22 protein-coding genes are annotated in these 26,937 nt (G+C 70.7%); 13 read left to right on the plus strand and 9 right to left on the minus strand.

The window, feature by feature from the left end; genetic code table 11:
* A partial coding sequence (locus AB0M99_RS08470) for a hypothetical protein (protein ID WP_365917950.1) occupies positions 1–291 on the plus strand: 291 nt, incomplete at its 5' end.
* Here AB0M99_RS08470 and AB0M99_RS08475 read toward each other — a convergent pair.
* A complete protein-coding gene (locus AB0M99_RS08475) occupies positions 261–1,253 on the minus strand; it encodes an aldo/keto reductase (RefSeq protein WP_365917952.1) in 993 nt (330 codons plus the stop codon). The two genes, AB0M99_RS08470 and AB0M99_RS08475, sit on opposite strands and share 31 nt — an antisense overlap.
* 106 nt (positions 1,254–1,359) lie before the next feature.
* Between AB0M99_RS08475 and AB0M99_RS08480 the strand changes: the two genes are divergently transcribed.
* Both AB0M99_RS08480 and AB0M99_RS08485 read left to right on the plus strand, forming a co-directional pair.
* Entirely contained in the window at positions 1,360–2,409 is a 1,050-nt protein-coding gene (locus AB0M99_RS08480) for an LLM class F420-dependent oxidoreductase (RefSeq protein ID WP_365917954.1), read from the plus strand.
* 195 nt (positions 2,410–2,604) lie between these two features.
* Positions 2,605–3,393: a ferritin-like domain-containing protein gene (locus tag AB0M99_RS08485; RefSeq protein ID WP_365917956.1), complete on the plus strand. Its 789-nt coding sequence runs from the start codon at positions 2,605–2,607 to the stop codon at positions 3,391–3,393.
* 18 nt (positions 3,394–3,411) lie between these two features.
* Here AB0M99_RS08485 and corA read toward each other — a convergent pair whose 3' ends face one another.
* Entirely contained in the window at positions 3,412–4,404 is a 993-nt protein-coding gene (gene corA, locus AB0M99_RS08490) for a magnesium/cobalt transporter CorA (protein WP_365917958.1), read from the minus strand.
* Between the two features lie 54 nt (positions 4,405–4,458).
* Between corA and AB0M99_RS08495 the strand changes: the two genes are divergently transcribed.
* From AB0M99_RS08495 to mshC, 4 genes are all read left to right on the plus strand, one after another.
* Entirely contained in the window at positions 4,459–5,193 is a 735-nt protein-coding gene (locus tag AB0M99_RS08495) for a histidine phosphatase family protein (RefSeq protein ID WP_365917960.1), read from the plus strand.
* 77 nt (positions 5,194–5,270) lie between these two features.
* The gene (locus tag AB0M99_RS08500; protein ID WP_365917962.1) at positions 5,271–5,861 is read left to right on the plus strand and encodes a DUF3090 domain-containing protein; all 591 of its coding nucleotides are present in this window, start codon (positions 5,271–5,273) and stop codon (positions 5,859–5,861) included.
* Positions 5,825–6,748 (plus strand): SCO1664 family protein, encoded by a 924-nt coding sequence (locus AB0M99_RS08505; protein ID WP_365918109.1) that lies wholly within the window; start codon positions 5,825–5,827, stop codon positions 6,746–6,748. The genes AB0M99_RS08500 and AB0M99_RS08505 overlap by 37 nt, the downstream gene beginning before the upstream one ends.
* 110 nt (positions 6,749–6,858) lie before the next feature.
* Positions 6,859–8,088 (plus strand): cysteine--1-D-myo-inosityl 2-amino-2-deoxy-alpha-D-glucopyranoside ligase, encoded by a 1,230-nt coding sequence (gene mshC, locus AB0M99_RS08510; protein WP_365917964.1) that lies wholly within the window; start codon positions 6,859–6,861, stop codon positions 8,086–8,088.
* 80 nt (positions 8,089–8,168) lie between these two features.
* Here mshC and AB0M99_RS08515 read toward each other — a convergent pair whose 3' ends face one another.
* The 5 genes from AB0M99_RS08515 to AB0M99_RS08535 form a co-directional block, all read right to left on the minus strand.
* Entirely contained in the window at positions 8,169–9,260 is a 1,092-nt protein-coding gene (locus AB0M99_RS08515) for a PAC2 family protein (protein ID WP_365917966.1), read from the minus strand.
* Positions 9,261–9,387: 127 nt separating this feature from the next.
* Positions 9,388–10,995, minus strand: a complete 1,608-nt coding sequence (locus AB0M99_RS08520; protein WP_365917968.1) for a glycerol-3-phosphate dehydrogenase/oxidase — start codon at positions 10,993–10,995, stop codon at positions 9,388–9,390.
* Between the two features lie 44 nt (positions 10,996–11,039).
* Positions 11,040–12,566, minus strand: coding sequence for a glycerol kinase GlpK (gene glpK, locus AB0M99_RS08525; RefSeq protein ID WP_365917970.1), 1,527 nt, complete (start codon positions 12,564–12,566; stop codon positions 11,040–11,042).
* 75 nt (positions 12,567–12,641) lie between these two features.
* Entirely contained in the window at positions 12,642–13,424 is a 783-nt protein-coding gene (locus AB0M99_RS08530; RefSeq protein WP_365917972.1) for an MIP/aquaporin family protein, read from the minus strand.
* A gap of 312 nt (positions 13,425–13,736) precedes the next feature.
* Positions 13,737–14,504 (minus strand): IclR family transcriptional regulator, encoded by a 768-nt coding sequence (locus AB0M99_RS08535; RefSeq protein WP_365917974.1) that lies wholly within the window; start codon positions 14,502–14,504, stop codon positions 13,737–13,739.
* Between the two features lie 263 nt (positions 14,505–14,767).
* Between AB0M99_RS08535 and metH the strand changes: the two genes are divergently transcribed.
* The 4 genes from metH (at position 14,768) to AB0M99_RS08555 (ending at position 22,829) form a co-directional block, all read left to right on the plus strand.
* Positions 14,768–18,280: a methionine synthase gene (gene metH / locus AB0M99_RS08540; RefSeq protein ID WP_365917976.1), complete on the plus strand. Its 3,513-nt coding sequence runs from the start codon at positions 14,768–14,770 to the stop codon at positions 18,278–18,280.
* Positions 18,281–18,390: 110 nt separating this feature from the next.
* The gene (locus AB0M99_RS08545) at positions 18,391–19,092 is read left to right on the plus strand and encodes an HAD family phosphatase (RefSeq protein ID WP_365917978.1); all 702 of its coding nucleotides are present in this window, start codon (positions 18,391–18,393) and stop codon (positions 19,090–19,092) included.
* Between the two features lie 480 nt (positions 19,093–19,572).
* The gene (locus AB0M99_RS08550) at positions 19,573–21,177 is read left to right on the plus strand and encodes an ABC transporter substrate-binding protein (RefSeq protein ID WP_365917980.1); all 1,605 of its coding nucleotides are present in this window, start codon (positions 19,573–19,575) and stop codon (positions 21,175–21,177) included.
* 74 nt (positions 21,178–21,251) lie between these two features.
* Complete coding sequence (locus AB0M99_RS08555; protein WP_365917982.1) at positions 21,252–22,829, plus strand: ABC transporter substrate-binding protein; 1,578 nt, start codon at positions 21,252–21,254, stop codon at positions 22,827–22,829.
* 86 nt (positions 22,830–22,915) lie between these two features.
* Here AB0M99_RS08555 and AB0M99_RS08560 read toward each other — a convergent pair whose 3' ends face one another.
* The gene (locus tag AB0M99_RS08560; RefSeq protein WP_365917983.1) at positions 22,916–23,587 is read right to left on the minus strand and encodes a response regulator transcription factor; all 672 of its coding nucleotides are present in this window, start codon (positions 23,585–23,587) and stop codon (positions 22,916–22,918) included.
* Between the two features lie 64 nt (positions 23,588–23,651).
* Positions 23,652–24,458, minus strand: coding sequence for a PD-(D/E)XK nuclease family protein (locus AB0M99_RS08565; protein ID WP_365918111.1), 807 nt, complete (start codon positions 24,456–24,458; stop codon positions 23,652–23,654).
* 310 nt (positions 24,459–24,768) lie between these two features.
* Between AB0M99_RS08565 and AB0M99_RS08570 the strand changes: the two genes are divergently transcribed.
* Both AB0M99_RS08570 and AB0M99_RS08575 read left to right on the plus strand, forming a co-directional pair.
* Positions 24,769–25,968: a site-2 protease family protein gene (locus AB0M99_RS08570; protein ID WP_365917985.1), complete on the plus strand. Its 1,200-nt coding sequence runs from the start codon at positions 24,769–24,771 to the stop codon at positions 25,966–25,968.
* Positions 25,969–25,986: 18 nt separating this feature from the next.
* On the plus strand, positions 25,987–26,883 hold the full coding sequence (locus AB0M99_RS08575; RefSeq protein WP_007263187.1) for a tRNA (adenine-N1)-methyltransferase: 897 nt from the start codon (positions 25,987–25,989) through the stop codon (positions 26,881–26,883).
* The last annotated feature ends 54 nt before the right edge of the window (positions 26,884–26,937 follow it).

A 26,937-nucleotide genomic window follows, 5' to 3' on the forward strand; every position in this document is an offset into this window, starting at 1 on the left:
ATCAGGGGCATCCGCCCCCGGCCCTCCGGCGGCGCCCCCCTCCCGAGCCTCGTCCGGAGCAGGGGCGTCCGCGTCCGGCCCCCCGGCGGCGCCGTGCTCCTGGACTTCGTCCGGTTCCGGGGCGTCCGCGTCCGGCCCCCCGGCGGCGCCGTGCTCCTGGACTTCGTCCGGTTCCGGGGCGTCCGCGCCTTCGGCGTGTCCCGCCGGGCCGGGCTGCTCGGCCGGGGGTGCTCCGAGAGGGGCGGCGGCGGGGTCCGTGGTCACAGGGTGCTCCAGTCCTGGTCGGGGTAGCGGTGCACGGGCGCGGAAACGTCGTCCAGCGCCTGGCAGATCTCCTCCGGAAGCCTAAGGGCCTCCACCGACAGCGCCGCCGCGAGCTGCTCCGCCGTGCGCGCGCCGACGATCGGGGCGGCCACGCCCGGGCGGTCGCGGACCCAGGCCAGGGCCACCTGGAGCGGGGTCACGGCCAAGCCGTGCGCGGCCGTCGCCACCGCGTCCACGATCAGGCCCGCCGCCTCGTCCAGGTAGGGGTCCACGAAGGCCCCGAGCGTCTCGGACGCGGCCCGCGAGTCCGCGGGGATGCCGTCCCGGTACTTGCCCGTCAGGACCCCGCGACCCAGCGGGGACGAGGGGAGGAGGCCGACCCCCAGGTCCAGCGCGGCCGGCAGCACCTCGCGCTCGACCCCGCGCTGGAGCAGGGAGTACTCCATCTGGGTCGAGGCGAGCCGGGTCCGTACCCCGGGCGCCGCGAGCTGCCAGGTCGCCGCCTTCGCCAGCTGCCAGCCGCAGAAGTCCGCCACCCCCGCGTACCGGGCCCGGCCGCTGCTGACCGCGAGGTCCAGCGCCTGGAGGGTCTCCTCCAGCGGGGTCTGCGTGTCGAAGGCGTGCACCTGCCACAGGTCCACGTGGTCCGTGCCCAGCCGGGCCAGGGAGTCGTCGAGCGCGGCGAGCAGGTGCCCGCGCGAGCCGTCGACGCGCCGCCGCGGGTCGGGCACGCTGCCCGCCTTGGTCGCGATGACCAGGTCCCGGCGCGGCACCAGCCCGCCGATCAGCCGGCCCAGGAGGTACTCCGCCTCCCCGCCCCCGTACACGTCCGCGGTGTCGACGAGGGTGCCGCCCGCCTCCCAGAACGTCTTCAACTGCTCGGCCGCTTCCGCCTCGTCGGGCCCTTCCGCCGAACGGCCCCAGGTCAGCGTGCCGAGGCCGATCCGGGACACGCGCAGTCCGGTGCGGCCGAGATGCCTCTGCTCCATGAGCGCTGAGACTACTGGGGCACTGACGCGGGACACCCGGGCGCGCTACAGTCCACCGCAGACCTACGTTACTGATCGGTAAAGCGCACACCGTAAGGGGACGAACATGCGGCTCGGCATCAATCTCGGCTACTGGGGTGCGGGCATGGACGCCGACAACCTCGCCGTCGCCCAGGAGGCCGACCGGCTCGGCTACGACGTCTGCTGGGCCGCGGAGGCGTACGGATCGGACGCGCCCACCGTGCTCGCCTGGGTCGCCGCCCAGACCGAGCGCATCGACGTGGGGTCCGCCATCCTGCAGATCCCGGCCCGCCAGCCCGCGATGACCGCGATGACGGCCGCCACCCTCGACTCGCTCACCAAGGGCCGCTTCCGCCTGGGCCTCGGTGTCTCGGGGCCGCAGGTCTCCGAGGGCTGGTACGGCGTGAAGTTCGACAAGCCCCTCGCGCGGACCCGCGAGTACGTGGAGATCGTCCGCAAGGCGATGAGCCGCGAGCGCCTCTCCTACGAGGGCGAGCACTGGACCCTGCCGCTGCCCGGCGGCCCGGGCAAGCCGCTCAAGCTGACCGTGCACCCCGAGCGCGAGCACATCCCGCTCTACATCGCCGCCATCGGCCCGAAGAACCTGGAGCAGACCGGCGAGATCGCCGACGGCGCGCTGCTGATCTTCCCGGCGGCCGAGCACCTGGAGGCCACCGCGCTGACCCACATCCGGGCGGGCCGCGAGAAGGCCGGGCTGACGATGGACGGCTTCGACGTCTGCCCGACCGTGCCGCTGGCCCTCGGCGACGACGTGAACGCCCTCGCTGACATGTTCCGCCCGTACACCGCCCTGTACGTCGGGGGGATGGGCAGCCGGAAGCAGAACTTCTACAACCAGCTCGCCCAGCGCATGGGCTACGAAAAGGAAGCCGCCGAGATCCAGGACAAGTACCTGGCGGGCGACAAGGAGGGCGCGGCCGCCGCGATCCCGCACTCGCTGATCGACTCCACCACCCTGCTCGGCCCGGTGGAGCGGATCGCCGACGGGATGCGGGCCTACGCGGAGGCCGGGGTCACCACCCTGACGCTGGCCCCGGCCGGCTTCACCCTCGACGAGCGGCTCGCCGCCCTGCGGGCCGGCACCCGGGCCATGGAGATCGCCGGACTCGCCTAGTACTTCGCGGGGCGCCGTACGCCTGCGGCCGTGGTGGGGGCTCGGGGGGTCTTCCCCGCCACGGCCGACACAGCCAACAACGCGCCGGGCGGCCCCCGGGTTACGCACCGTCGGCCACATCCGGGGTTCGGTCATTCGGACGAGCCGCGCGGCCCCTCGGTTGCCCGCCCCGGCGAGCGGCGTTTCACTCGGTGCATGCTCTCTGCCCGCAGTCTGTTCCAGGAGATCGTCGACAACGACGACTCCTTCCAGCTGTTCTGCTCCATCGCCGCCAGCGGGGAGTCCCAGGGCGGCTGGGAGAACGCCCGCATCGCGGCCCTGGTGCCGGACGGCATGCGCGACCTCGCACCCAAGATCACCCGGCACGGGGCCGAGGAGGACAAGCACGGCCGGATCTTCAACGCGCTGCTGCGCAAGCGCGGCCTGCCGCCCGTCCCGGTCCCGCCCGAGACCGACTACACGATGCTGCTGGAGCGGCGCGGCATCGGCCTCGCGCACGCGAAGCTCCGCCGCGACGAGCCCCTGACCGAGGAGGACATCGTCGTCTACCTCGCGCACAGCAGGGTCACCGAACAGCGCGCCGCCGACCAGATGGAGATGCTGGTCAAGCACTTCGGCGACCACCCCGAGGTCGGCAAGGCCATCCGCATGATCAGCCACGACGAGGACAACCACCTGGCCTACTGCCACGAGGAGTTGCTGCGCCTCGCCCGCGAGGGGCACGGCCGGACCATCCAGCGGGTGCTGCGCGAGAGCGCCCTCGCCGAGATCGCCGTCTACCGCGACGTCAGCCTCGCCGTCATGGACCACATGGGCCGCCTGCTGCGCTGGCCCGCGCCGAAGGCCGCCGCGCTCGCCGCCGGGATCCGCGGGATGTACGCGTACGAGAGGTTCAGCGGCTGGCACCGCATGATCGACCTGCGCGTGCCGGAGCGGCGCGACGCGCTCGGCGGCGCCCCGGCCTCCGCGCCCGAGTTCGTCTGACGGAGCCGGCGGGGAGCCCTACAGCCAGCCCCGGCGCTTGAACATCCGGTGCAGGCCCAGGCACAGCGCGAGCATGAGGACCACCACGGCCGGGTAGCCCCAGGACTGCCTGAGCTCCGGCATGTGGTCGAAGTTCATCCCGTAGATCCCCGCGACCATCGTGGGGACCGCCGCCATCGCCGCCCAGGCCGAGATCTTGCGCATGTCGTCGTTCTGCCGGACGCCCATCTGGGCCAGATGGGCGGCCAGCGCGTCCGAGAGCAGCCGGTCCAGGCCCTCGATGTACTCGTTCGCCTTCGTCAGGTGGTCGGCGACGTCCCGGAAGAACGGCTGGGAGTGCTCGTGCACGAAGGGCACGGCCCCGGAGGCCAGCCGGTCCATCGGCTGGAGCAGCGGGCTGGTGGCCCGGCGGAACTCCAGGACCTGCCGCTTGAACCCGTAGATCCGGGCGGCGGTGTTCTTGGTGTCCGCGGTGTTCGGTGCGAAGACCTCCGCCTCCAGCTCCTCCAGGTCGGCCTGGAGCTCGGCCGCCACCTCGATGTAGTGGTCCACCACCGCGTCGGAGACCGCGTACAGCACCGCCGTCGGGCCGTGCTTGAGCACGTCGGGCTCGTGCTCCAGCCGTCGTCGTACGGCGGCCAGCGCGGCCCCCTCGCCGTGCCGGACGGTGACCACGAAGGAGTCCCCTATGAAGACCATGAGCTCGCCGGTGGTGACCGTGTCGGAGTCGTCGTCGTACATCACCGGCTTGAGGACCACGAAGAGCGAGTCGTCGTACACCTCCAGCTTCGGGCGCTGGTGCGCGGTCAGCGCGTCCTCCACCGCCAGCTGGTGCAGGCCGAACTCCTGGCTGACGTGCTCGAATTCCTTCGCCGTCGGCTCGTGCATGCCGATCCAGAGGAAGGCGTCACCGGCCGCCCGCGCCTCGTCGAGGGCGTCCGAGAAGTCCCCGGGCGCCTCGGAACGGCGGCCGTTGCGGTACATCGCGCAGTCCACAATCACGCGGGGCATTCTTCCCTGCCGACGGCCGGCCCGCACAACGGCGCCACCGCATACGCTTGCGCCATGGCCACGCTGATCCTCGTACGACACGGGCGCTCCACCGCCAACACCGCAGGACTGCTCGCCGGATGGACCCCGGGGGTCGCCCTCGACGAGCGGGGCAGCGAGCAGGCCGCGGCGCTGCCCGGCCGGCTCGCCGGGGTGCCGCTCGCGGCGGTCGTCAGCAGCCCGCTGCAACGCTGCCGGGAGACCATGGCCCCGCTGCTGGCCGCCCGCCCGGAGCTCGCGACGCACACCGACGAGCGGATCGGCGAGTGCCACTACGGCGACTGGTCGGGCCGCAAACTCTCGGAGCTCTCCGAGGAGCCCCTGATGAAGATCGTCCAGCAGCACCCGTCGGCCGCGGCCTTCCCCGGCGGCGAGTCCATGCGGGCCATGCAGGCGCGCGCGGTGGACTGCGTACGGGACTGGAACGCGCGGGTCGAGGAGGAGCACGGCGGCCACGCCGTCTTCCTGATGTGCTCGCACGGGGACATCATCAAGTCCCTTGTCGCCGACGCCCTGGGCATGCACCTGGACCTCTTCCAGCGCATCCACGTCGACCCCTGCTCGGTCACCGCCATCCGCTACACGCCGACCCGGCCCTTCCTGCTCCGGCTCGGCGACACCGGGGACTTCGCGTCGTTCGCGCCCCGCGAACACCCCGCGGCACCGGACGCCGCCGCGGCCGCCGCCTCGGACAAAGCGACCGAAGACGGCGGGAACGCCGTGGTGGGAGGCGGCGCGGGCGCGGTGTGATCGAACGGCGCAGTAGGGTGGACGGGCCAACACAAGGGCGCAGACCTGCCCCTGCCGCCGAGACTTGGAGACTGGACGTGCCCCGTCAGGTGTTCCTCTACGACCCCCCGGACCGCTTCGTGGCCGGCACGGTCGGTCTGCCGGGACGCCGTACGTTCTTCCTGCAGGCCTCCTCCGGCCCCCGGGTCACCAGCGTCTCCCTGGAGAAGACCCAGGTCGCGGCGCTCGCCGAGCGGATGGACGAGCTGCTGGACGAGGTCGTGCGGCGCACCGGCGGCAGTTCCCCGGTCCCGGCGGTCGCCTCCGCCGAGGCCGCCGACACCGCGCCCCTGGACGTTCCCGTCGAGGAGGAGTTCCGCGTCGGCACCATGGCCCTGGCCTGGGACGGCGAGGAACAGCGCATGATCGTCGAGGCGCAGGCCCTGGTGGAGCTCGACGCCGACTCGGACGAGGACCTCGCCGAGGCGGAGGAGCGGCTGCTCCAGGACGAGGAGAACGGCCCGCCGATGCTGCGGGTCCGCCTCAGCGGCGCCCAGGCCCGGGCCTTCGCCAAGCGGGCCCTGGACGTGGTCAACGCGGGCCGGCCGCCGTGCCCGCTGTGCAGCCTGCCGCTGGACCCCGAGGGACACGTCTGCCCGCGCCAGAACGGCTACCGGCGCCAGGCGTGAGCGCCACGGGGGAGCTGGAGGAACTGCTCGCCAAGGGCGAGCTGACCGTCGTCGGCCGGATCCGCGAGGCGTCCAACGCGGTGCTGCTGTGCAGCGTCGCGTACGGGGGCCTCACCGCGGACTGCGTGTACAAGCCCGTCAAGGGCGAGCGCCCGCTGTGGGACTTCCCCGACGGGAACCTCGCGCAGCGCGAGGTCGCCGCCTATCTGGTCTCCGAGGCCACGGGATGGGGACTGGTCCCGCCGACCGTGCTGCGCGACGGGCCGTACGGCGAGGGCATGGTCCAGCAGTGGATCGAGTCCGCGGGGCCGGGCGGACTGGAGGGCGCAGCCGACGCAGCCGACTCCGGCGAGGCCGATGAAGCCGATGAGGCCGATGAGGCCGGCGCCGACGGATCGGACGGGCCCGGGCTGCTCGCACTCGTGGACGGCGAGGAGGCCGGGGAGGGCTGGAAGCCGATCGCCCTCGCCGAGGTGGGGGAGGGCCGCACCGCCCTCCTCGTGCACGCCGACGACCCCAGACTGCGCCGCCTCGCCGTCCTCGACGCCGTGATCAACAACGGCGACCGCAAGGGCGGCCACCTGCTGCCCGCGCCCGACGGGCGGCTGTACGGCATCGACCACGGGGTGAGCTTCCACGCCGAGGACAAGCTGCGCACCCTGCTGTGGGGCTGGGCGGGGGAGCCGCTGACCGCCGAGGCGACCGGGGTGCTGTCCGATCTGGCGGCCCGGCTGGCCGACGGGGAGCCGCTCGCCACCCGGCTGGGCGAACTGATCACCCCCGTCGAGCTGGCCGCCGTACGGGCCCGTGTGGCCCGGCTGCGGGCCTCCGGCGTGCACCCCCGGCCGTCCGGGCAGTGGCCCGCGATCCCCTGGCCGCCGGTCTGAACCAGCCCTGCGCGGCTCGCACAGATCCGGCCAGATCGCAAGAGTGCGGATCAGGCCAAGAGTGCAGGTCCGGTTCGTTTGAAGAACACGCGTCCGGTTACGCTCGAGACATGCATGCCTGGCCCGCTTCTGAGGTCCCCGCCCTGCCTGGCAAGGGCCGCGACCTCCAGATCCACGACACCGCGACCCAGGGGACGATCACCCTCGCCCCCGGTCCCGTCGCCCGTATCTACGTCTGTGGGATCACCCCCTACGACGCGACCCACATCGGTCACGCGGCGACCTACAACGCGTTCGACCTCGTTCAGCGCGTGTGGCTCGACACCAAGCGGCAGGTCATCTACGTCCAGAACGTCACGGACGTGGACGATCCACTGCTGGAGCGTGCGCTGCGCGACAACGAGGACTGGACCGAGCTCGCCGAACGCGAGACGGCCCTCTTCCGCGAGGACATGACGGCCCTGCGGATGCTGCCGCCGCAGCACTACATCGGAGCCGTCGAGGCCATACCGGGCATCGTGCCCCTGGTCGAGCGGCTGCGGGACGCGGGCGCGGCGTACGAGCTCGACGGCGACGTCTACTTCTCGGTGGAGTCCGACCCCGACTTCGGCAAGGTCTCGAACCTGGACGCCGAAGCCATGCGCCTCCTCTCCGCAGAGCGGGGCGGCGACCCCGAGCGCCCGGGCAAGAAGAACCCGCTCGACCCGATGCTGTGGATGGCTGCGCGCGAGGGCGAGCCGAGCTGGGACGGCGGCTCGCTGGGCCGCGGCCGGCCGGGCTGGCACATCGAGTGCGTCGCCATCGCCCTGGACCACCTCGGGATGACCTTCGACATCCAGGGCGGCGGCTCGGACCTGGCGTTCCCGCACCACGAGATGGGCGCCTCGCACGCGCAGGTGCTGACGGGCGAGTTCCCGATGGCCAAGGCGTACGTGCACGCGGGCATGGTCGCGCTGCACGGCGAGAAGATGTCGAAGTCCAAGGGCAACCTGGTCTTCGTGTCCGCGCTGCGCCGCGCGGGCGTCGACCCGGCGGCGATCCGCCTCGCCCTGCTGTCCCACCACTACCGCGCCGACTGGGAGTGGACGGACGCCGTCCTCGCCGAGGCCGAGGCGCGCCTGGAGCGGTGGCGCGCGGCCGTGTCCCGCCCGGACGGCATCCCGGCCGACGCCCTGGTCGAGGAGGTCCGCGAGGCCCTCGCCAACGACCTGGACGCCCCTGCCGCGCTGGCGGCCGTGGACCGCTGGGTCGAGCTCCAGATCGCCACGGACGGCGACGACGAGTCCGCCCCCGGCCTGGTCTCCCGCACGGTCGACGCGCTGCTCGGCGTGGCGCTGTAACACCGGCCGGCAGCAACGGCGGAGCGCCCCCGGCACGATGCCGGGGGCGCTCCGCCGTTCACCGCCGCGGTGCGGACGGCCTATGTCTCGGGGGTGTCCCCGGTCTCTCCGGTGCCACCGGTCTCCCCGGTGCCTTCCGGCGGTCTGCCGGGCTCCGCGGGGCCCTGTGCCTCCGCCGGTCCCTGCGCCTCCGCGGGGCCGGCCGCCTCGGCCCTGCCGTTCGCGTCCGCCGTGTCGTCCGGCTCCGGCTTCGGCTTCGGCTGGGTGCGGCCGCCGCCGGACAGGTCGCGGAAGAACGAGCCCGTGTCGGTGGCCGTCTCCGGACCCGCGGACGGGTCCCGCCGGCGCAGGTAGCGTTCGAACTCCCGCGCGATGGCGTCGCCCGAGGCCTCGGGGAGGTCCGCCGTGTCGCGCGCCTCCTCCAGCGTCTGGACGTACTCCGCCACCTCGCTGTCCTCGGCGGCCAGTTGGTCGACGCCGAGCTGCCAGGCCCGCGCGTCCTCCGGGAGTTCGCCCAGCGGGATCCGGATGTCGATCAGATCCTCCAGCCGGTTGAGCAGCGCCAGCGTCGCCTTGGGGTTCGGCGGCTGCGACACGTAGTGCGGCACCGCAGCCCACAGCGACACCGCGGGGACCCCCGCGTGCGTGCACGCCTCCTGGAGGACCCCCACGATGCCCGTGGGGCCCTCGTACTTCGTCTCCTCCAGGTCCATCGTCCGCGCCAGGTCCGCGTCCGAGGTGACCCCGCTCACCGGCACCGGCCGCGTGTGCGGGGTGTCGCCGAGCAGCGCGCCCAGGATGACCACCATCTCCACGCCCAGTTCGTGCGCGAAGCCGAGGATCTCGTTGCAGAACGACCGCCACCGCATGGACGGTTCGATCCCGCGGACCAGCACCAGGTCACGGGGCTTGGCACCGCCGATCCGGACCACCGACAGCCGCGTCGTCGGCCACGTGATCTTCCGTACCCCGTTGTCCAGCCACACCGTCGGCCGGTTGACCTGGAAGTCGTAGTAGTCCTCGGCGTCCAGAGCCGCGAAGACCTCGCCCTTCCACTCCCGGTCCAGGTGCGCGACCGCACCGGAGGCCGCGTCACCCGCGTCGTTCCAGCCCTCGAACGCGGCCACCATGACCGGGTCGATCAGCTCGGGCACGCCCTCAAGCTCGATCACCCAGGTCTCCTTCCGAAGTTCCCTTGCGTACGTGGGTCAGCCTAAGCCTTGATGCGACACCAACCACAGCCCACGACAGAGGGGCGGTTCCCCTCGGAACCGCCCCTCTGCCCACCTGCCGGTGCGGCTACGCCTTGCGGGCCAGCATCTCCTCGACCCGGCCGCGGACCTCGTCGCTGTCCAGGCCGCGGATCGTCACCGTCGTACGGCGGCGCAGCACGTCGTCGGCCGTCTCGGCCCACTCGTTGTCCCGGGCGTAGGCGACCTGCGCCCAGATCTCCGGACCGTCCGGGTGGATGCGCTCGGCCAGCGCCGGGTCCTCGTTCGCGATGCGCGCGATGTCGAAGGCCAGCGAGCCGTAGTGGGACGCCAGGTGGCGGGCGGTCAGCGGGTCCATCCGGGTACCCGGCTCACGGTCCACCAGCAGCCGGTGCGCGACCGCGTTCGGGTTGGCGACACCGGGCAGCGGGATCCGGCGTACGAGCGACTTCGCCGGCTCCATGTCGTCGGTCAGCGGGCTGCCCGGGAGCTTGGCCAGCTTGTCCATGACCACGCGGCCGATGTGACGGTACGTCGTCCACTTGCCGCCGGCCACGGACAGCATGCCGCCCGCGCCCTCGGAGACGACCGTCTCGCGCTTGGCCTTCTCGACGCCGCCGGGGCCGCCGGGCAGCACCCGCAGGCCCGCGAAGGCGTAGGTCATCAGGGAGCGGTCGAGGTCGGCGTCCTTCACCGAGAACGCCGCCTCGTCCAGGATCTGCTGGATGTCGGACTCGGTGGCGCGCACGTCGCCCGGGTCGCCCTCGTACACCTCGTCGGTGGTGCCGAGCAGCAGCTGGTCCTCCCAGGGGAGGGCGAAGGTGATGCGGTACTTGTCGATCGGGGTGGCCATGGCGGCCTTCCAGGGCGACTTGCGCTTCATCACGATGTGCGCGCCCTTGGAGAGGCGGATCGACGGCATCGAGTGCTTGTCTTCCATGCGCCGCAGGTGGTCCACCCACGGGCCGGTGGCGTTGAGCACGACGCGCGCGTCCACCCCGAACTCGGTGCCGTCGAGACGGTCCTTGAGCTCGGCGCCCGAGACCCGGCCGCGCGTCATGCGCAGCCCGGTGACCTCGGCGTGGTTGAGGACGACCGCGCCCGACTCGACGGCCGCGCGGACCGTCATGACGGCGACGCGGGAGTCGTTCATCTGGTGGTCGTAGTAGACCGCGACGGCCTTGAGGTTGTCCGTCTTCAGGCCCGGGTTGTCGGCGGCGGCACGGGCGGGCGATATGACCTTGCCCATGCCGTCGCCGAAGGCGGAGAGCGCCGAGTACGCGAAGACGCCCGCGCCCAGCTTCGCGGCGCCGACCGGCCCGCCCTTGTACACCGGGAGGTAGAAGGTGAGCGGGTTGACCAGGTGCGGGGCCACGTCCTTGGCCAGCACCCGGCGCTCGTGGTGGTTCTCGGCGACCAGCTTGACCGCGCCGGTCTGCAGGTAGCGCAGGCCGCCGTGGACGAGCTTGGAGGAGGCCGAGGAGGTGGCGCCGGCGAAGTCGCCGGCGTCCACCATGGCGACCCGCAGACCCGACTGCGCGGCGTGCCAGGCCACCGAGGTGCCCAGGATTCCACCGCCGATGACCAGCAGGTCGTACGTGGCCTTGGCCAGCTGCTCACGGGTCTCGGCGCGGCTCGCGTTCGAACCGGCGGTCGGGTGCGTACCCAGTGCGGGAACGCTCTGCAGGCTGCTCATATCCCTTGACTCCTACTTACTCGTCGATTGCGCCGGCCGTGCGGTCAGCTGGCGTCTTCGTCGTCGACCCAGCCCATCGACCGCTCCACGGCCTTGAGCCAGCTCTTGTACTCGCGCTCCCGCTGCTCGGCGGGCATCCGCGGGGTCCACTCCGCCGCGCGGCGCCAGTTGGCGCGCAGGGCGTCGGTGTCGGGCCAGAAGCCGACGGCCAGGCCGGCGGCGTAGGCGGCGCCGAGGCAGGTGGTCTCGGCGACCATCGGGCGCACCACGGGGGCGTCCAGGAAGTCCGAGAGCGTCTGCATCAGCAGGTTGTTGGAGGTCATGCCGCCGTCGACCTTGAGGGCCGCGAGCTCGACGCCCGAGTCCTTGGTCATGGCGTCGGTGATCTCGCGGGTCTGCCAGGCGGTGGCCTCCAGGACGGCACGGGCGATGTGCGCCTTGGTGACGTACCGGGTGAGGCCGGTGATCACACCGCGGGCGTCGGAGCGCCAGTACGGGGCGAACAGTCCGGAGAAGGCCGGCACGAAGTACGCGCCGCCGTTGTCCTCGACGGAGGAGGCGAGGGTCTCGATCTCGGCCGCGGACTTGATCAGGCCCATCTGGTCGCGCATCCACTGGACGAGCGAGCCGGTGACGGCGATGGAGCCCTCCAGCGCGTAGACCGGCTTCTGGTCGCCGATCTGGTAGCCGACCGTGGTCAGCAGGCCGCTGTAGGAGTTGATGATCTTGTCGCCGGTGTTCATCAGCATGAACGTGCCGGTGCCGTACGTGGACTTCGCCTCGCCCTCGGCGAAACAGGTCTGGCCGAACAGCGCGGCCTGCTGGTCACCGAGCGCCGAGGCGACCGGGACGCCGGCGAGGACGCCGTCCTTGACGTGGCCGTAGACCTCGGCGGAGGACTTGATCTCCGGGAGGACGTTGAGCGGCACGTCCATGGACTCGGCGATCTTGTCGTCCCAGGCCAGGGTGTGCAGGTTCATCAGCATGGTGCGCGAGGCGTTGGTGACGTCGGTGACGTGCACGCCGCCCTGGGCGCCACCGGTGAGGTTCCAGATGACCCAGGAGTCCATGGTGCCGAAGAGGATGTCGCCCGCCTCGGCGCGCTCGCGCAGACCCTCGACGTTGTCGAGCAGCCAGCGGACCTTGGGGCCGGCGAAGTAGCTCGCCAGCGGCAGGCCGGTCTCGCGGCGGAAGCGGTCCTGGCCGACGTTGCGGCCGAGCTCCTTGCACAGGGCGTCGGTGCGGGTGTCCTGCCAGACCAGCGCGTTGTGCACCGGCTCGCCGGTGTTCTTGTCCCACAGGACGGTGGTCTCGCGCTGGTTGGTGATGCCGACGGCCTTGACGTCCGCGGCGGTGATCTCGGCCTTGGCGATGGCGCTGGCGACGACCTCCTGGACGTTGGTCCAGATCTCGGCGGCGTCGTGCTCCACCCAGCCCGGCTTCGGGAAGATCTGCTCGTGCTCCTTCTGGTCGACGGCGACGATGCGGCCGTCGCGGTCGAAGACGATGCAGCGGGAGGAGGTGGTGCCCTGGTCGATCGCGGCGATGAAGGGGCCGGTGCTGCTGGTCATGATGGCTGCTCCTGGCAGATCTCTAGGTAGGCAGATTCAGGTGCGGTGCAGATCTTGCGATCGTGCCGATGCTGATCAGGCGAACGCGATGTTGTACAGACCGCCGGCGGCGAGGGCACCGACGAGCGGGCCGACCACCGGGATCCAGGAGTATCCCCAGTCCGAGCCGCCCTTGTTGGGCAGCGGCAGCAGGGCGTGCACGATGCGCGGACCGAGGTCGCGCACCGGGTTGATGGCGTAGCCGGTCGGGCCGCCGAGGGAGAGGCCGATGCCGACGACGACGAACGAGGTGATCAGGACGCCGATGACGCCGAGGCCCTTGCCGTCGGCCTGGAGCCCCTGGGTGAGGATGGCCAGGACCAGGACCGCGGTGCCGATGATCTCGGTGGCGAGGTTCTGGACGACATTACGGATCTCGGGGCCGGTGGAGAAGACGCCGAGCACAGGACCGGCCACGTCGTGCGGGTGCGGGTCCTCCGGACCGAGCTTCGCGTCGCGGATGTGCTCCGGGTCCGCCAGGTGCACGCGGAACTGTCCGTAGTAGGTGACCCACATCAGGACCGCGCCGAGCATCGCGCCCAGCAGCTGGCCGGCGAAGTAGACCGGCACGTCGTTCCACTCGCCGGTCTTGACGGCGAGGCCGACGGTGACCGCCGGGTTCAGGTGCGCGCCGGAGAGCGGCGCGGAGACGTACGCGGCGATCAGGACGGCGAAACCCCAGCCGAACGTGATGGCAAGCCAGCCCGCATTGCGGGCCTTGGAGCTCTTGAGCGTCACGGCGGCGCAGACGCCACCGCCGAGCAGGGTGAGCAGGGCGGTACCGATGGTCTCGCCGATGAAGATGTCGGAGGTGGACACCCGCGACTCCTTTGTCGTTCAGGGGGTGAGCGGTCACCGGTCCCGTCCGGCGGTCCGCGCACTCGGTGAGTGCTGCACCGGTCCATGGCCTTGCCCCACCCTAGCGCGTATTGCCGGTAGGTGTTCGACAATGCCGACCGATGAACGGCAGTTTTCCGCTGAAGTGAAGAACGCGTCAAGAGTCGGCCAGGCCAAAGTGTCGGATCGTTACCACTCGGTACGATCGAACAAATCCGGCCATCAGGTGGCCGGGTTATGGCGAAAAGAGGGCAGAAAGGGGCCAGGGAGTGGCCGAGAAGGCCTACGGAGGGGCTAGAACCGGCCCGCGCCGAGGTCGCGTGAAACGGCGCGCGCACAGTCCCGCACGGACGCCACGAGGGCCGCACGCGGCTCCCTGGAGTCCCCGCAGACCCGCTCCACGGCGCCCGCGACCGCAACGGCCCCGACGGGCATCCGGCGCCGGTCGTGGATGGGCGCGGCCACCGAGGCGATGCCCTCCCAGGTCTCCTCGACGTCCGCCGCCCAGCCGCGGGCCCGCGTCAGGTCCAGGACCTCTTCGAAACCCGCGGGATCGGTGACCGTGCGCGGGGTGAACGCCTCGCGCTCCGCCTCCACGGCCTCCGTGTGCGCGACCGGGTCGTACGCCGACAGGACCTTGCCCAGCGCGGTGGAGTGCAGCGGCTGCATCGCCCCCACCTCCAGCACCTGGCGGCTGTCGTCGGGCCGGAAGACGTGGTGCATGATCAGCACCCCGCTCTTGTGCAGGACCCCCACGTACACGCTCTCGCCGCTCGCGCGCGCGAGGTCGTCCGTCCACACCAGGGCCCGGGCGCGCAGCTCGTGCACGTCCAGGTAGCTGTTGCCCAGGCGCAGCAGTTCCGCACCGAGCTGGTAGCGCCCGGAGGCAGGGTCCTGCTCCACGAAGCCCTCGGCCTGCAGGGTGCGCAGGATCCCGTGGGCCGTGCCCTTGGCCAGGCCCAGGGACGACGCCACGTCCGACAGTCCCAGCCGGCGCTCGCCGCCCGCCAGGAGCCGCAGCATCGCAGCGGCTCGTTCGAGCGACTGGATGTTCCGTGCCATCGTTCAGCCTCCTGCTGACGTAGTTCGACAATGCTGAACAGTATCGGTCGATGTCGACCCCGCGCACTGGGGGAGAAGTGTTCGAGCCGGTGGCGAGCGCGACAGGTCCCCGACACTTCCCGGACACTCCCGCGCACAGAATGCAGTCCGCCACGTGGGACGCCCCCACCGGGGTTGCCGGAGCGCGGTTACGCTGACCGCGTGCACCCTTGACGCAGAGGGGGTGCAAAGCCGACAGCCGTCGCATCCCAGGGAGCACAACCATGGCCTCGTTGCCGAACCCGCCCGCTGACACCCAGACCCGGGCAGATGCCCTCCGAGAGGCATTGGCCACCCGCGTGGTCGTCGCCGACGGAGCCATGGGGACGATGCTCCAGGCGCAGGACCCGACGATGGAGGACTTCCAGCAGCTCGAAGGCTGCAACGAGGTCCTCAACGTCACCCGCCCCGACATCGTGCGCTCCGTCCACGAGGCGTACTACTCGGTGGGCGTGGACTGTGTCGAGACCAACACCTTCGGCGCGAACTTCGCGGCCCTCGCCGAGTACGACATCGCCGAACGGAACTTCGAACTCTCCGAGGCCGGCGCCCGCATCGCCCGCGAGGTCGCCGACGAGTTCACCGCCTCCACCGGGCAGCAGCGCTGGGTACTCGGCTCGATCGGCCCCGGCACCAAGCTGCCGACCCTCGGCCACATCACCTACGCCCAGATCCGCGACGCCTACCAGATCAACGCCGAGGGCCTGCTCTCCGGCGGCGCCGACGCGCTGCTCGTCGAGACCACCCAGGACCTCCTGCAGACCAAGTCCTCCATCATCGGCGCCCGCCGCGCCATGGAGCGGCTCGGCGTCTCCGTCCCGCTGATCTGCTCCGTCACCGTCGAGACCACCGGCACCATGCTGCTGGGCTCCGAGATCGGCGCCGCCCTGACGGCCCTGGAGCCGCTCGGCATCGACATGATCGGTCTGAACTGCGCGACCGGCCCCGCCGAGATGAGCGAGCACCTGCGCTACCTCGCGCGCAACTCCCGCATCCCGCTCTCCTGCATGCCCAACGCAGGCCTGCCCGTCCTCACCAAGGACGGCGCGCACTACCCGCTGAGCGCCTCCGAGCTCGCCGACGCCCAGGAGACCTTCGTCCACGAGTACGGGCTCTCCCTCGTCGGCGGCTGCTGCGGCACCACCCCCGAGCACCTGCGCCAGGTGGTGGAGCGGGTCCGCGGCACGGCCGTCACCGAGCGCGCCCCGCAGCCCGAGCCCGGCGCCGCCTCGCTCTACCAGACCGTGCCCTTCCGCCAGGACACCTCGTACATGGCGATCGGCGAGCGCACGAACGCCAACGGGTCGAAGAAGTTCCGCGAGGCCATGCTGGAGGCCCGCTGGGACGACTGCGTGGAGATGGCGCGCGACCAGATCCGCGAGGGCGCGCACATGCTCGACCTGTGCGTGGACTACGTCGGCCGCGACGGCGTCGCCGACATGCAGGAGCTCGCCGGCCGCTTCGCCACCGCCTCGACCCTGCCGATCGTCCTGGACTCCACCGAGGTCCCCGTCATCCGGGCCGGCCTGGAGAAGCTGGGCGGCCGCGCCGTCATCAACTCCGTCAACTACGAGGACGGCGACGGCCCCGAGTCCCGCTTCGCCAAGGTCACCCGGCTGGCCCAGGAGCACGGCGCCGCGCTGATCGCGCTGACCATCGACGAGGACGGCCAGGCCCGTACCGTCGAACACAAGGTCGCCATCGCCGAGCGCCTGATCGACGACCTCACCGGGAACTGGGGGATCCGTGAGTCGGACATCCTCATCGACACCCTGACCTTCACCATCTGCACCGGCCAGGAGGAGTCCCGCAAGGACGGCATCGCCACCATCGAGGCCATCCGCGAGCTCAAGCGCCGCCACCCGGACGTCCAGACCACCCTCGGCCTGTCGAACATCTCCTTCGGCCTCAACCCGGCCGCCCGCGTCCTGCTGAACTCCGTCTTCCTCGACGAGTGCGTCAAGGCCGGCCTGGACTCCGCCATCGTCCACGCCTCCAAGATCCTGCCGATCGCCCGGTTCGACGACGAGCAGGTCGGCACCGCCCTGGACCTCATCTACGACCGGCGGGCCGAGGGCTACGACCCGCTCCAGAAGCTGATGGCGCTGTTCGAGGGCGTCAACACCAAGTCGCTGAAGGCCGGCCGCGCCGAGGAGCTCCTCGCCCTGCCGCTGGACGAGCGCCTCCAGCGCCGCATCATCGACGGCGAGAAGAACGGCCTGGACGCCGACCTCGACGAGGCCCTGCTCACCCGCCCCGCGCTCGACATCGTCAACGACACCCTCCTGGAGGGCATGAAGGTCGTCGGCGAGCTCTTCGGCTCCGGCCAGATGCAGCTGCCCTTCGTCCTGCAGTCCGCCGAGGTCATGAAGACCGCCGTCGCCTTCCTCGAACCGCACATGGAGAAGACGGACGACGAGGGTAAGGGCACGATCGTGCTGGCCACCGTCCGCGGCGACGTCCACGACATCGGCAAGAACCTCGTCGACATCATCCTGACCAACAACGGCTACAACGTCGTCAACATCGGCATCAAGCAGCCGGTCTCCGCGATCCTCGAAGCCGCGCAGGAACACAAGGCCGACGTCATCGGCATGTCGGGCCTCCTCGTGAAGTCCACCGTGATCATGAAGGAGAACCTCCAGGAGCTGAACCAGCGCAAGCTGGCCGCCGACTACCCGGTGATCCTCGGCGGCGCGGCCCTCACCCGCGCCTACGTCGAGCAGGACCTGCACGAGATCTACGAGGGCGAGGTCCGCTACGCCCGCGACGCCTTCGAGGGCCTGCGTCTGATGGACGCCCTCATCGCCGTCAAGCGCGGCGTCCCCGGAGCCAGCCTGCCCGAGCTCAAGCAGCGCCGCGTGGCCAAGCGCGACACTCCCGCCCTGCAGGTGGACGAGCCCGCGGAGCCGGGCGGCCGCTCCGACGTCCCCTTCGACAACCCCGTCCCCACCCCGCCGTTCTGGGGCACCCGCGTCGTCAAGGGAATCCCGCTCAAGGACTACGCCTCCTGGCTCGACGAGGGCGCCCTGTTCAAGGGGCAGTGGGGCCTCAAGCAGGCCCGCGCGGGCGGCGCGACGTACGAGGAGCTCGTCGAGACCGAGGGCCGTCCGCGGCTGCGCGGCCTCCTGGACAAGCTGCACACCGAGAACCTGCTGGAAGCGGCCGTCGTCTACGGGTACTTCCCCTGCGTCGCCAAGGGCGAGGACCTGATCATCCTCGACGAGCAGGGCAACGAGCGGACCCGCTTCACCTTCCCGCGCCAGCGCCGCGGCCGCCGCCTGTGCCTCGCGGACTTCTTCCGCCCGGAGGAGTCCGGCGAGACCGACGTCGTCGGCCTCCAGGTCGTCACCGTCGGATCGAAGATCGGCGAGGCCACGGCCAAGCTCTTCGAGTCCGACTCCTACCGCGAGTACCTGGAGCTGCACGGACTGTCCGTCCAGCTCGCCGAGGCCATGGCCGAGTACTGGCACGCCCGGGTCCGCGCGGAACTGGGGTTCGGCGGCGAGGACCCGGCCAAGGTCGAGGACATGTTCGACCTCAAGTACCGCGGCGCCCGCTTCTCGCTCGGCTACGGCGCCTGCCCCGACCTGGAGGACCGCGCCAAGATCGCCGACCTCCTCCAGCCGGAGCGGATCGGGGTCCACCTCTCGGAGGAGTTCCAGCTCCACCCCGAGCAGTCCACCGACGCCATTGTGATTCACCACCCCGACGCGAAGTATTTCAACGCACGCTGACGCGGGCCGACGTACACTTGTCGGTCCCATACAGGCCGGTCGCCTGTTCCTCCGGGCGCGTCCCGCAGGAAGAGGTGACCGGCCTTCTCGTCCCCCGAGAGGTGTGCCGAATGACCAGCACCGTCCCCGCCCCCGTCGCCCGCACGGCCGACGGGCACGCCCTGCAGGCGGTGCTGCTCGACATGGACGGCACCCTCGTCGACACCGAGGGATTCTGGTGGGAGATCGAGGCGGAGATCTTCCACGAGCTGGGCCACCGGCTCGACGAGTCCTGGCGCGACATCGTCGTCGGCGGCCCCATGAGCCGCAGCGCGGCCTTCCTGATCGAGTCCACCGGCGCCTCCATCGGCCTCGCTGAGCTCAGCGTGCTGCTCAACGAGCGCTTCGAGGCGCGCATCGCCGACCGCGTCCCGCTCATGCCCGGCGCCGAGCGGCTGCTGAGCGAGCTGGCCCGGCACAACGTACCCACCGCCCTCGTCTCCGCCTCGCACCGCCGCGTCATCGACCAGGTCCTGCTCACCCTCGGCCGCGACCGCTTCACGATGACGGTCGCCGGCGACGAGGTCGCCCGTACCAAGCCGCACCCCGACCCGTACCTGCTCGCCGCGAGCACCCTGGGCGCGCACCCCTCGCGCTGCGCCGTCATCGAGGACACCGCCACCGGCGTGGCCGCCGCCGAGGCCGCCGGATGCCGGGTCGTCGCGGTCCCTTCGGTCGGCCGGATCGAGCCCGCCCCGGGCCGTACCGTCGTGCGCTCGCTGGAGGACGTCGATCTGCCGTTCCTGCGCTCCCTCATCACTCCGATGAACTGAACGCACACGCTCAGTGCCGAACGGAACGCCCGTAGGCCCAAGGTCCCGCGGGAAGATGTTCCGTATAGGGCCCCGGAGGCTGAAATTCCATCCCTTCCGTGGCAGTTGCCCCAGGTGACCTTCGTCACCCGCGGGGCCACTGCCGGACGGGCCGGGAGGCCGCCGGGGCTTCCCTTGTGTCCGGATTGATCAGCACCTGACCGAATCTGTGAACGCCCCCGTGCGAACAGCCGGTCCGCTCCCGTCACAGTGCGAATACGCCCCAAGTCCTGCCAGTTCCAGCCATCCCGTCCAGGGCCACTAATGTCGATCCGGGCACCGCGCCGCACCTCAGCCGTTCCGGACACACACCCCTGTTCCGGAATCGCGTGGACCGATCGTCACAACACCGGCCCGATCGTTCCGCCCTGAACGGGCGACCGCCGCGAAGTGCCCTTCACACCGCTTTGAGCAAGTGCCGGTATAGGGAGTACTTCCAGCATGAACCGCAAGACCATGGTGCTGACGGCCGCGGCCGGACTGCTCACCCCCGTGCTGACCGCATGCGGCAGCACGAGCGGCGGAGGAGCAGGATCCGGAGCGATCGTCGTCGGAACCACCGACCGGTTCGAGGCCGCCGACTACGCCCCCGCCCCGTTCGACCCCGCCTACGCCTACGACGCCGGCGCCTGGAACGTACTGCGCCAGACCGTCCAGACGCTGATGCACACCCCGCGCGGCGGCGGCCAGCCCGTCCCCGAAGCAGCCTCCGACTGCCGCTTCACCGACACCGGCAACGAGAGCTACCGCTGCACCCTGCGCCCCGGACTCAAGTTCGCCTCCGGTGACCCGCTCACCGCCCAGGACGTCAAGTTCTCCCTGGAGCGCGTCCTCGCCATCAAGGACGAGAACGGCCCCTCCTCGCTGCTCTCCACCCTCGACACCATCGAGACCAAGAGCGCCGACACCATCGTCTTCCACCTGAAGACCCCCGACGCGACCTTCCCGTACAAGCTCTCCACCCCGGCCGCCGGCATCGTCAGCGCCAAGAACTACGACGCCAAGAAGCTCCGCGAGGGCTTCGCCGTGGACGGCTCCGGCCCGTACACGATGAAGGCCGAGGTCAAGGGCAACCAGCTGGTCCGCGCCGTCTTCAGCAAGAACCCGAACTACAAGGGCGACATCAAGCTCCAGAACGACAAGGCGGAGCTGCGCACCTTCGCCGACTCCGACGCCATGAACAAGGCGCTCGCCTCGGGATCCATCCAGATGGTCTCCCGCACCCTGTCGCCCGCCCAGATCACCGAGCTCTCCGCCAAGCCCCCCAAGGGCGTCAAGCTCGTCCCCATGCCCGGCCTGGAGATCCGCTACCTCGGCTTCAACACCGAGGCCCCGGTCGTCAAGGACAAGGCCGTACGCCAGGCCCTCGCCGCGGCCGTCGACCGCAACGCCCTCATCTCCAAGGTCTACGGCAAGTCGGCGCAGCCCCTGTACTCGCTGGTCCCCACCACCGTGACCGGACACGTCAACTCCTTCTTCAACAAGTACGGCGAGGCCAACACCGCCAAGGCCGCCGACCTGCTGAAGGCCGCCGGGATCAAGACCCCCGTCAAGCTGACGCTCAACTACACCAACGACCACTACGGCGACGGCACCGCGGCCGAGTTCGAGGCCCTCAAGGCCCAGCTGAACTCCACCCAGCTCTTCGACATCACCGTCCAGGGCAACGAGTGGGGCGACTTCCGGCCCGCGCAGAAGAAGGGCGACTACGCCGCCTACGGGCTCGGCTGGTTCCCCGACTACCCCGACGCCGACAACTTCCTCGCCCCGTTCCTGGAGCAGGACAACTTCCTGGGCACGCCGTACGCCAACGCCGCGGTGCGCACCAGGCTCATCCCCGAATCCCGGCGCGCCGTCGACCGCAACGTCGCCGTCCCCGCGATCACGGAGATGCAGGACATCGTCGCCGACGACGTCCCCGTCCTGCCCCTGTGGCAGGGCAAGCAGTACGTCGCCGCACGCGACGGGATCACCGGAGTGGAGTGGTCGGTCAACGCCATCTCCGACCTCCAGTTGTGGGAACTCGGCCGGGGCGTCAGCGGCTGAGAACGGCAAGGACCGGCAGCGGGATTCGCAGGCCGGAGCAACGAAACAGTTCGACTGTGAAGGACGTTCGCGTGATGAGACGTAACCAGTGGTTGGCGGCCCCGCTCGGCGCTGCCACCGCCGCCGCGCTGCTCAGCGGTTGCGGTTCGACGGAGGGCTCCGCCGGTGGCGGCAAGGGCGTCGTCATGGGCATATCCGACAAGGTGAAGGCCACCGACCCGGCCTCGGGCTACGACCCGGGCTCCTGGCTGCTCTTCAACAACGTCTTCCAGTCGCTGCTCAGCTTCCCCAAGGGCGGCACCACGCCCGAGCCCGACGCCGCGCAGTCCTGCGCCTTCGAGGGCGGCGACAGCAAGCTCTACAAGTGCACCCTGCGCGGCGGGTTGAAGTTCAGCAACGGCCACAGCCTCACCTCGAAGGACGTCAAGTACTCCTTCGAGCGCACGCTCAAGATCAACGACGAGAACGGCCCGGCCGTCATGCTCTCGTCGATCGCCGGCATCGACGCCCCGGACGACAAGACCGTCGTCTTCCGCCTGAAGACGTCCGACGCGACCTTCCCCAGCAAGATCGCCTCGGGCGCGGGCTCCATCGTCGACCACGCCGAATACCCGGCGGACAAGCTCCGTACGGACGGCAAGGCGGTCGGCTCCGGCGTCTACAAGCTGGACTCCATCAACGACAAGAGCGCCTCCTTCTCGGTCAACGACTCCTACAGCGGCAAGGCCAAGGCCAAGAACACCGGCGTGACGCTGAAGTTCTTCAACGGCGACCAGGCCGCCCTCAAGACGGTCCTGGAGAGCGGCGACGTCGACTTCGCCTTCCGCGGCCTGGCCGCCAAGGACATCGCCGCCCTCGCCTCGACCAAGACCGGCGACCAGAAGGTCGACGTCGTCCAGGGCACGGGCGCCGAGGTCGAGCACATGGTCTTCAACGTGAACGACCCGGTCGTCGGCAAGCTCCCCGTCCGCAAGGCCATCGCGTACCTCGTGGACCGCGAGGCGCTCGTCAAGGACGTCTACGCCGGCACCGCGGCCCCGCTCTACTCGATCGTCCCGGCCGGCATCGCCGGACACACCACCCCCTTCTTCGACCGGTACGGCGGCACCCCGCAGCCGGAGAAGGCCAAGGCCCTCCTGCGGGCCGCGGGCATCAACAACAAGGTCAAGGTGACCCTGTACTCCACGCCGTCCCGCTACGGCCCCTCCACCGACCAGCAGTTCCAGGTCATCGCCAAGCAGCTCAACGACAGCGGCCTCTTCGAGGCCGACATGAAGTCCGTCGAGTTCGAGCAGTACGAGAAGGACATCCAGGACGGCAAGTACGGCATCTACGTGAAGGGCTGGGTGCCGGACTACCCGGACGCCGACAACTTCACGCAGCCCTTCTTCGGCCCGGACAACGTGCTGCACAACAACTACGACAACAAGGAGATCACCGGGACGATCATCCCGTCGACCTCCGCGAAGTCCGACCGCACCTCGGCCAACATGGACTACAACCGCCTCCAGGACATCGTCGCCGACGAGGTCCCGCTCCTCCCGCTCTGGCAGGGCAAGCAGTACGCGGTCACCCGGCAGAACGTGACCGGCCTGCAGTGGTCCCTCGACGCCTCGACCGTCTTCCGCTTCTGGGAGATCAGCAAGGGCTGAGCCACCCGCACACGGCACGGCAACGGGCCGGCAACCGCGCGACGCGGCTGCCGGCCCGTTGCCGTACGAGCGGGAGGAAGGACTTGCTACTGCGCCCCGGGGCGCACCAGACCGCTCTCGTACGCGTACACCGCGGCCTGCACCCGGTCGCGCAGACCCAGCTTCGTCAGCACATGACCCACATGCGTCTTCACCGTGGTCTCGCTCACGAACAGGTCCGCCGCGATCTCCGCGTTCGACAGCCCCCGGGCCACCAGCTTCAACACCTCGACCTCGCGCTCGGTCAGCGTCCCCAGGGTGTTCGGCACGCTCTCCTCACCCGACGGCAGGTGACCGGCGTACTTGTCCAGCAGCCGGCGCGTGATGCTCGGCGCGAGCATCGCCTCGCCCGCCGCCACCACCCGGATCGCCTGGACCAGCTCATTGGCGGGCGCGTCCTTCAACAGGAAGCCGCTGGCACCCGCCCGCAACGCCTCCACCACGTACTCGTCCAGATCGAAGGTCGTCAGCACCAGCACCTTCGCCGGACCGTCCCGGCCCGGACCGGTGATCTGCCGGGTCGCCTCCACCCCGTCCATCCGCGGCATCCGGATGTCCATCAGCACCACGTCGGGCTGCAGCGCCCGTACCTGGTCCAGCGCCTGCAGACCGTCCCCGGCCTCACCGACCACCGCCAGGTCCTGTTCGGCCTCCAGGATCATCCGGAAGCCGGTGCGCAGCAGCGGCTGGTCGTCGACCAGTAGGACGCGGATCGCCACGGGGTCTACCTCGTATTCGTCAAACGGCTTCGGCGGACCCGCCCATTCTGCCCTGACCCGATGATCAGGAACCGGCGGGGCGATCCGCCCCGGCACCGGGCACGGGCCGCGGTGTGATCACCAGAGGATAGGCCGGGGGAGTCCCGCCGAACTCCGGACACACCGCCTGATGATCACACCAGCCGCACAGCTTCGTCGGGCGCGGCCGCCAGTCACCCGACAGCGTCGCCTCCCGGATCGCGTCCCACAGCGCCAGCAGCTTGCGCTCCACCCGCTCCAGGTCCTCCACCACCGGGTCGTACGTCAGCACGTCACCACTGCCCAGATACACCAGCTGAAGGCGCCGCGGCACGACCTGCCTCAGCCGCCACACCACCAGCGCGTAGAACTTCATCTGGAACAACGCGCCTTCGGCATACTCCGGCCGCGGCGCCTTGCCCGTCTTGTAGTCGACGATCCGCACCTCGCCCGTCGGCGCCACGTCCACCCGGTCGATGATCCCGCGCAGCCGCAGCCCCGACTCCAGCTCCGTCTCCACGAAGAACTCCCGCTCCACCGGCTCCAGCCGCGTCGGGTCCTCCAACGTGAACCACCGCTCCACCAGCGCCTCGGCCTCCGTCAGCCACCGCGCCAGCCCCGCCCCCTCGTCCCCCTCCGGGAACAGCTCCATCAGCTCCGGCTTCGACTCCAGCAGCCGGTCCCACTGCCCCGGGATCAACGCCTTCGCCCGCGGCGCCGTCCGCTCCTGCGCCGGGTGGTCGAAGAGCCGCTCCAGCACCGCGTGCACCAACGTCCCCCGGGTCGCCGCCGCACTCGGCTTCTCCGGCAGCTTGTCGATCACCCGGAACCGGTACAGCAGCGGACACCGCATGAAATCGCTCGCCCGCGAAGGCGACAGCGAAGCGGGCGCCACCGCACCCGCGCCCGCAACCGTCGCTGCATCGGCATCGGCATCGGCTGCGCCTGGCACGGCACCGGAGCTCATCGTCATACCCGAAACCCTACGACCCGCCACCGACAGCAGACGCATACCATCGACGCCAAGCCCCCTCGCACTGCATGATCGGAGCATCACACCGCGCGATCGGCGCGACCCGGAACACAAGCGGAGACGCAACCGAACGGCCGGCGCACCCCACAGCACCCCACCAGCACCGGACAGCAGCGAACGAAGGACAACCGTGGCAGACACCGACGAAACCGGCGAGCGCGCAGACCGGCGCTCCGGACCGGGCGGCGGACTCCTCATGGGCCGCCCCTTCGGCGTACCCGTCTACGTCTCGCCCAGCTGGTTCCTGGTAGCCGCCCTCATCACCTGGGTCTTCGGCGACCAGCTCGACCGGATCCTGCCCGACCTCGGACCGGCCCGCTACCTCGTCTCCCTCTTCTTCGCCGTCGCCTTCTACGCCTCCGTCCTCGTCCACGAACTCGCCCACACCGTCGCCGCACTCCGCTTCAAACTCCCCGTGCGCCGCATCCAGCTCCAGTTCTTCGGCGGAGTCTCCGAGATCGAGAAGGAATCCGAGACCCCCGGCCGCGAATTCGTCCTCGCCTTCGTCGGCCCCCTGCTCTCCCTCCTCCTCGCCGGCGCCTTCTACCTCGGCATGAAAGCCGTCGACCCGGCCACCGTCCCCGGCGTCCTCCTCGCCGGCCTGATGATCTCCAACCTCCTCGTCGCCGCCTTCAACCTGCTCCCGGGCCTCCCCCTCGACGGAGGCCGCATGCTCCGCGCCGTCATCTGGGGCATCACCGGCAAACCCATGACCGGCACCATCGCCGCCGCCTGGGTCGGCCGCGGCCTCGCCGTCACCGTCCTCCTCGGCCTGCCCCTCCTGACCCACACCGGGATCCTCGGCAACCCCGCCCAGGACATCGGCGGCATGGACACCGTCATGGACGCCCTGCTCGCAGCGATCCTCGCCGCCATCATCTGGACCGGCGCCGGCAACAGCCTGCGCATGGCCCGCCTGCGCGAACACCTCCCCGAACTGCGCGCCCGCACTCTCACCCGCCGCGCCATCCCCGTCGAGAACACCACCCCGCTCTCCGAGGCCCTGCGCCGCGCCAACGAAGCCGGAGCCCGCGCCCTCGTCGTCGTCGACGGCCACGGCGACCCCACCGCCATCGTCCGCGAGACCGCCATCGCCTCCGTACCCGAACACCGACGCCCCTGGGTCGCCGTCAGCACCCTCGCCCAGGACCTCACCGACGGCATGAAGGTCTCCGCCGAGCTCACCGGCGAAGAACTCCTCGACCACCTCCGCGCCACCCCCGCCACCGAATACCTCGTCCTCGAAACCGGCGGCCAGATCTACGGCGTGCTCTCCACCCAGGACGTCGAAAAGGCCTTCGTGAAGGCCATGGCGCGGCCCCAGTCCTGAAGCCAATACACTGGTCACATGTCCGAACCGACCGGTGCCGCCCGCCGACGCGGGCCCTTCGAGGTCGGGGACCAGGTTCAGCTCACCGACCCCAAGGGCCGCCACTACACGTTCACGCTCGAAGCCGGGAAGAATTTCCACACCCACAAGGGTTCCTTCCCGCACGACGAGCTGATCGGCGCTCCCGAGGGCAGTGTTGTCCGTACCACGGGCAACGTCGCGTACCTCGCGCTGCGCCCCCTGCTCCCCGACTATGTCCTGTCCATGCCCCGCGGTGCCGCCGTGGTCTACCCCAAGGACGCGGGCCAGATCCTGGCCTTCGCCGACATCTTCCCCGGCGCCCGCGTCGTGGAAGCAGGTGTGGGCTCCGGCTCCCTGAGCAGCTTCCTGCTGCGCGCCATCGGCGACCAGGGCATGCTCCACAGCTACGAGCGCCGCGCGGACTTCGCCGAGATCGCCACCGCCAACGTCGAGCGCTACTTCGGAGGCCCGCACCCCGCGTGGCAGCTGACCGTCGGCGACCTCCAGGACAACCTGTCCGACACCGACGTCGACCGCGTGATCCTCGACATGCTCGCCCCCTGGGAATGCCTGGAGGCCGTCTCCAAGGCGCTCGTCCCCGGCGGCATCCTGTGCTGCTACGTGGCCACCACCACCCAGCTCTCGCGCACCGTCGAGTCCATCCGCGAGTTCGGATGCTACGCCGAGCCGCAGCCCTGGGAATCGATGATCCGCAACTGGCACGTCGAGGGCCTGGCCGTCCGCCCCGACCACCGGATGATCGGACACACCGGCTTCCTCGTCACCGCCCGCCGCCTCGCCGACGGCGTCGAGCCCCCCATGCGCCGCCGCCGCCCCTCCAAGGGCGCCTACGGCGAGGACTACGAGGGCCCCGGCAGCGACCGCTCCGCGTAGCCGCCCCACCGGGCCCGTCCGCCGGACCGGCCCACCCAACACGAAGGCGCTGTG

This window comes from Streptomyces sp. NPDC051183 (assembly GCF_040682455.1).
GTDB lineage: Bacteria > Actinomycetota > Actinomycetes > Streptomycetales > Streptomycetaceae > Streptomyces.

What these genes read in the sequence shown, in the direction of transcription:
- AB0M99_RS08475 (WP_365917952.1), bottom strand. Translation starts at nt 1,253, where the DNA reads ATGGAGCAGAGGCATCTCGGCCGCACCGGACTGCGCGTGTCCCGGATC.
- AB0M99_RS08480 (WP_365917954.1), top strand. Translation starts at nt 1,360, where the DNA reads ATGCGGCTCGGCATCAATCTCGGCTACTGGGGTGCGGGCATGGACGCC.
- AB0M99_RS08485 (WP_365917956.1), top strand. Translation starts at nt 2,605, where the DNA reads ATGCTCTCTGCCCGCAGTCTGTTCCAGGAGATCGTCGACAACGACGAC.
- corA (WP_365917958.1), bottom strand. Translation starts at nt 4,404, where the DNA reads ATGCCCCGCGTGATTGTGGACTGCGCGATGTACCGCAACGGCCGCCGT.
- AB0M99_RS08495 (WP_365917960.1), top strand. Translation starts at nt 4,459, where the DNA reads ATGGCCACGCTGATCCTCGTACGACACGGGCGCTCCACCGCCAACACC.
- mshC (WP_365917964.1), top strand. Translation starts at nt 6,859, where the DNA reads ATGCATGCCTGGCCCGCTTCTGAGGTCCCCGCCCTGCCTGGCAAGGGC.
- AB0M99_RS08520 (WP_365917968.1), bottom strand. Translation starts at nt 10,995, where the DNA reads ATGAGCAGCCTGCAGAGCGTTCCCGCACTGGGTACGCACCCGACCGCC.
- glpK (WP_365917970.1), bottom strand. Translation starts at nt 12,566, where the DNA reads ATGACCAGCAGCACCGGCCCCTTCATCGCCGCGATCGACCAGGGCACC.
- AB0M99_RS08535 (WP_365917974.1), bottom strand. Translation starts at nt 14,504, where the DNA reads ATGGCACGGAACATCCAGTCGCTCGAACGAGCCGCTGCGATGCTGCGG.
- metH (WP_365917976.1), top strand. Translation starts at nt 14,768, where the DNA reads ATGGCCTCGTTGCCGAACCCGCCCGCTGACACCCAGACCCGGGCAGAT.
- AB0M99_RS08545 (WP_365917978.1), top strand. Translation starts at nt 18,391, where the DNA reads ATGACCAGCACCGTCCCCGCCCCCGTCGCCCGCACGGCCGACGGGCAC.
- AB0M99_RS08550 (WP_365917980.1), top strand. Translation starts at nt 19,573, where the DNA reads ATGAACCGCAAGACCATGGTGCTGACGGCCGCGGCCGGACTGCTCACC.
- AB0M99_RS08555 (WP_365917982.1), top strand. Translation starts at nt 21,252, where the DNA reads ATGAGACGTAACCAGTGGTTGGCGGCCCCGCTCGGCGCTGCCACCGCC.
- AB0M99_RS08565 (WP_365918111.1), bottom strand. Translation starts at nt 24,458, where the DNA reads ATGCGGTGTCCGCTGCTGTACCGGTTCCGGGTGATCGACAAGCTGCCG.
- AB0M99_RS08575 (WP_007263187.1), top strand. Translation starts at nt 25,987, where the DNA reads ATGTCCGAACCGACCGGTGCCGCCCGCCGACGCGGGCCCTTCGAGGTC.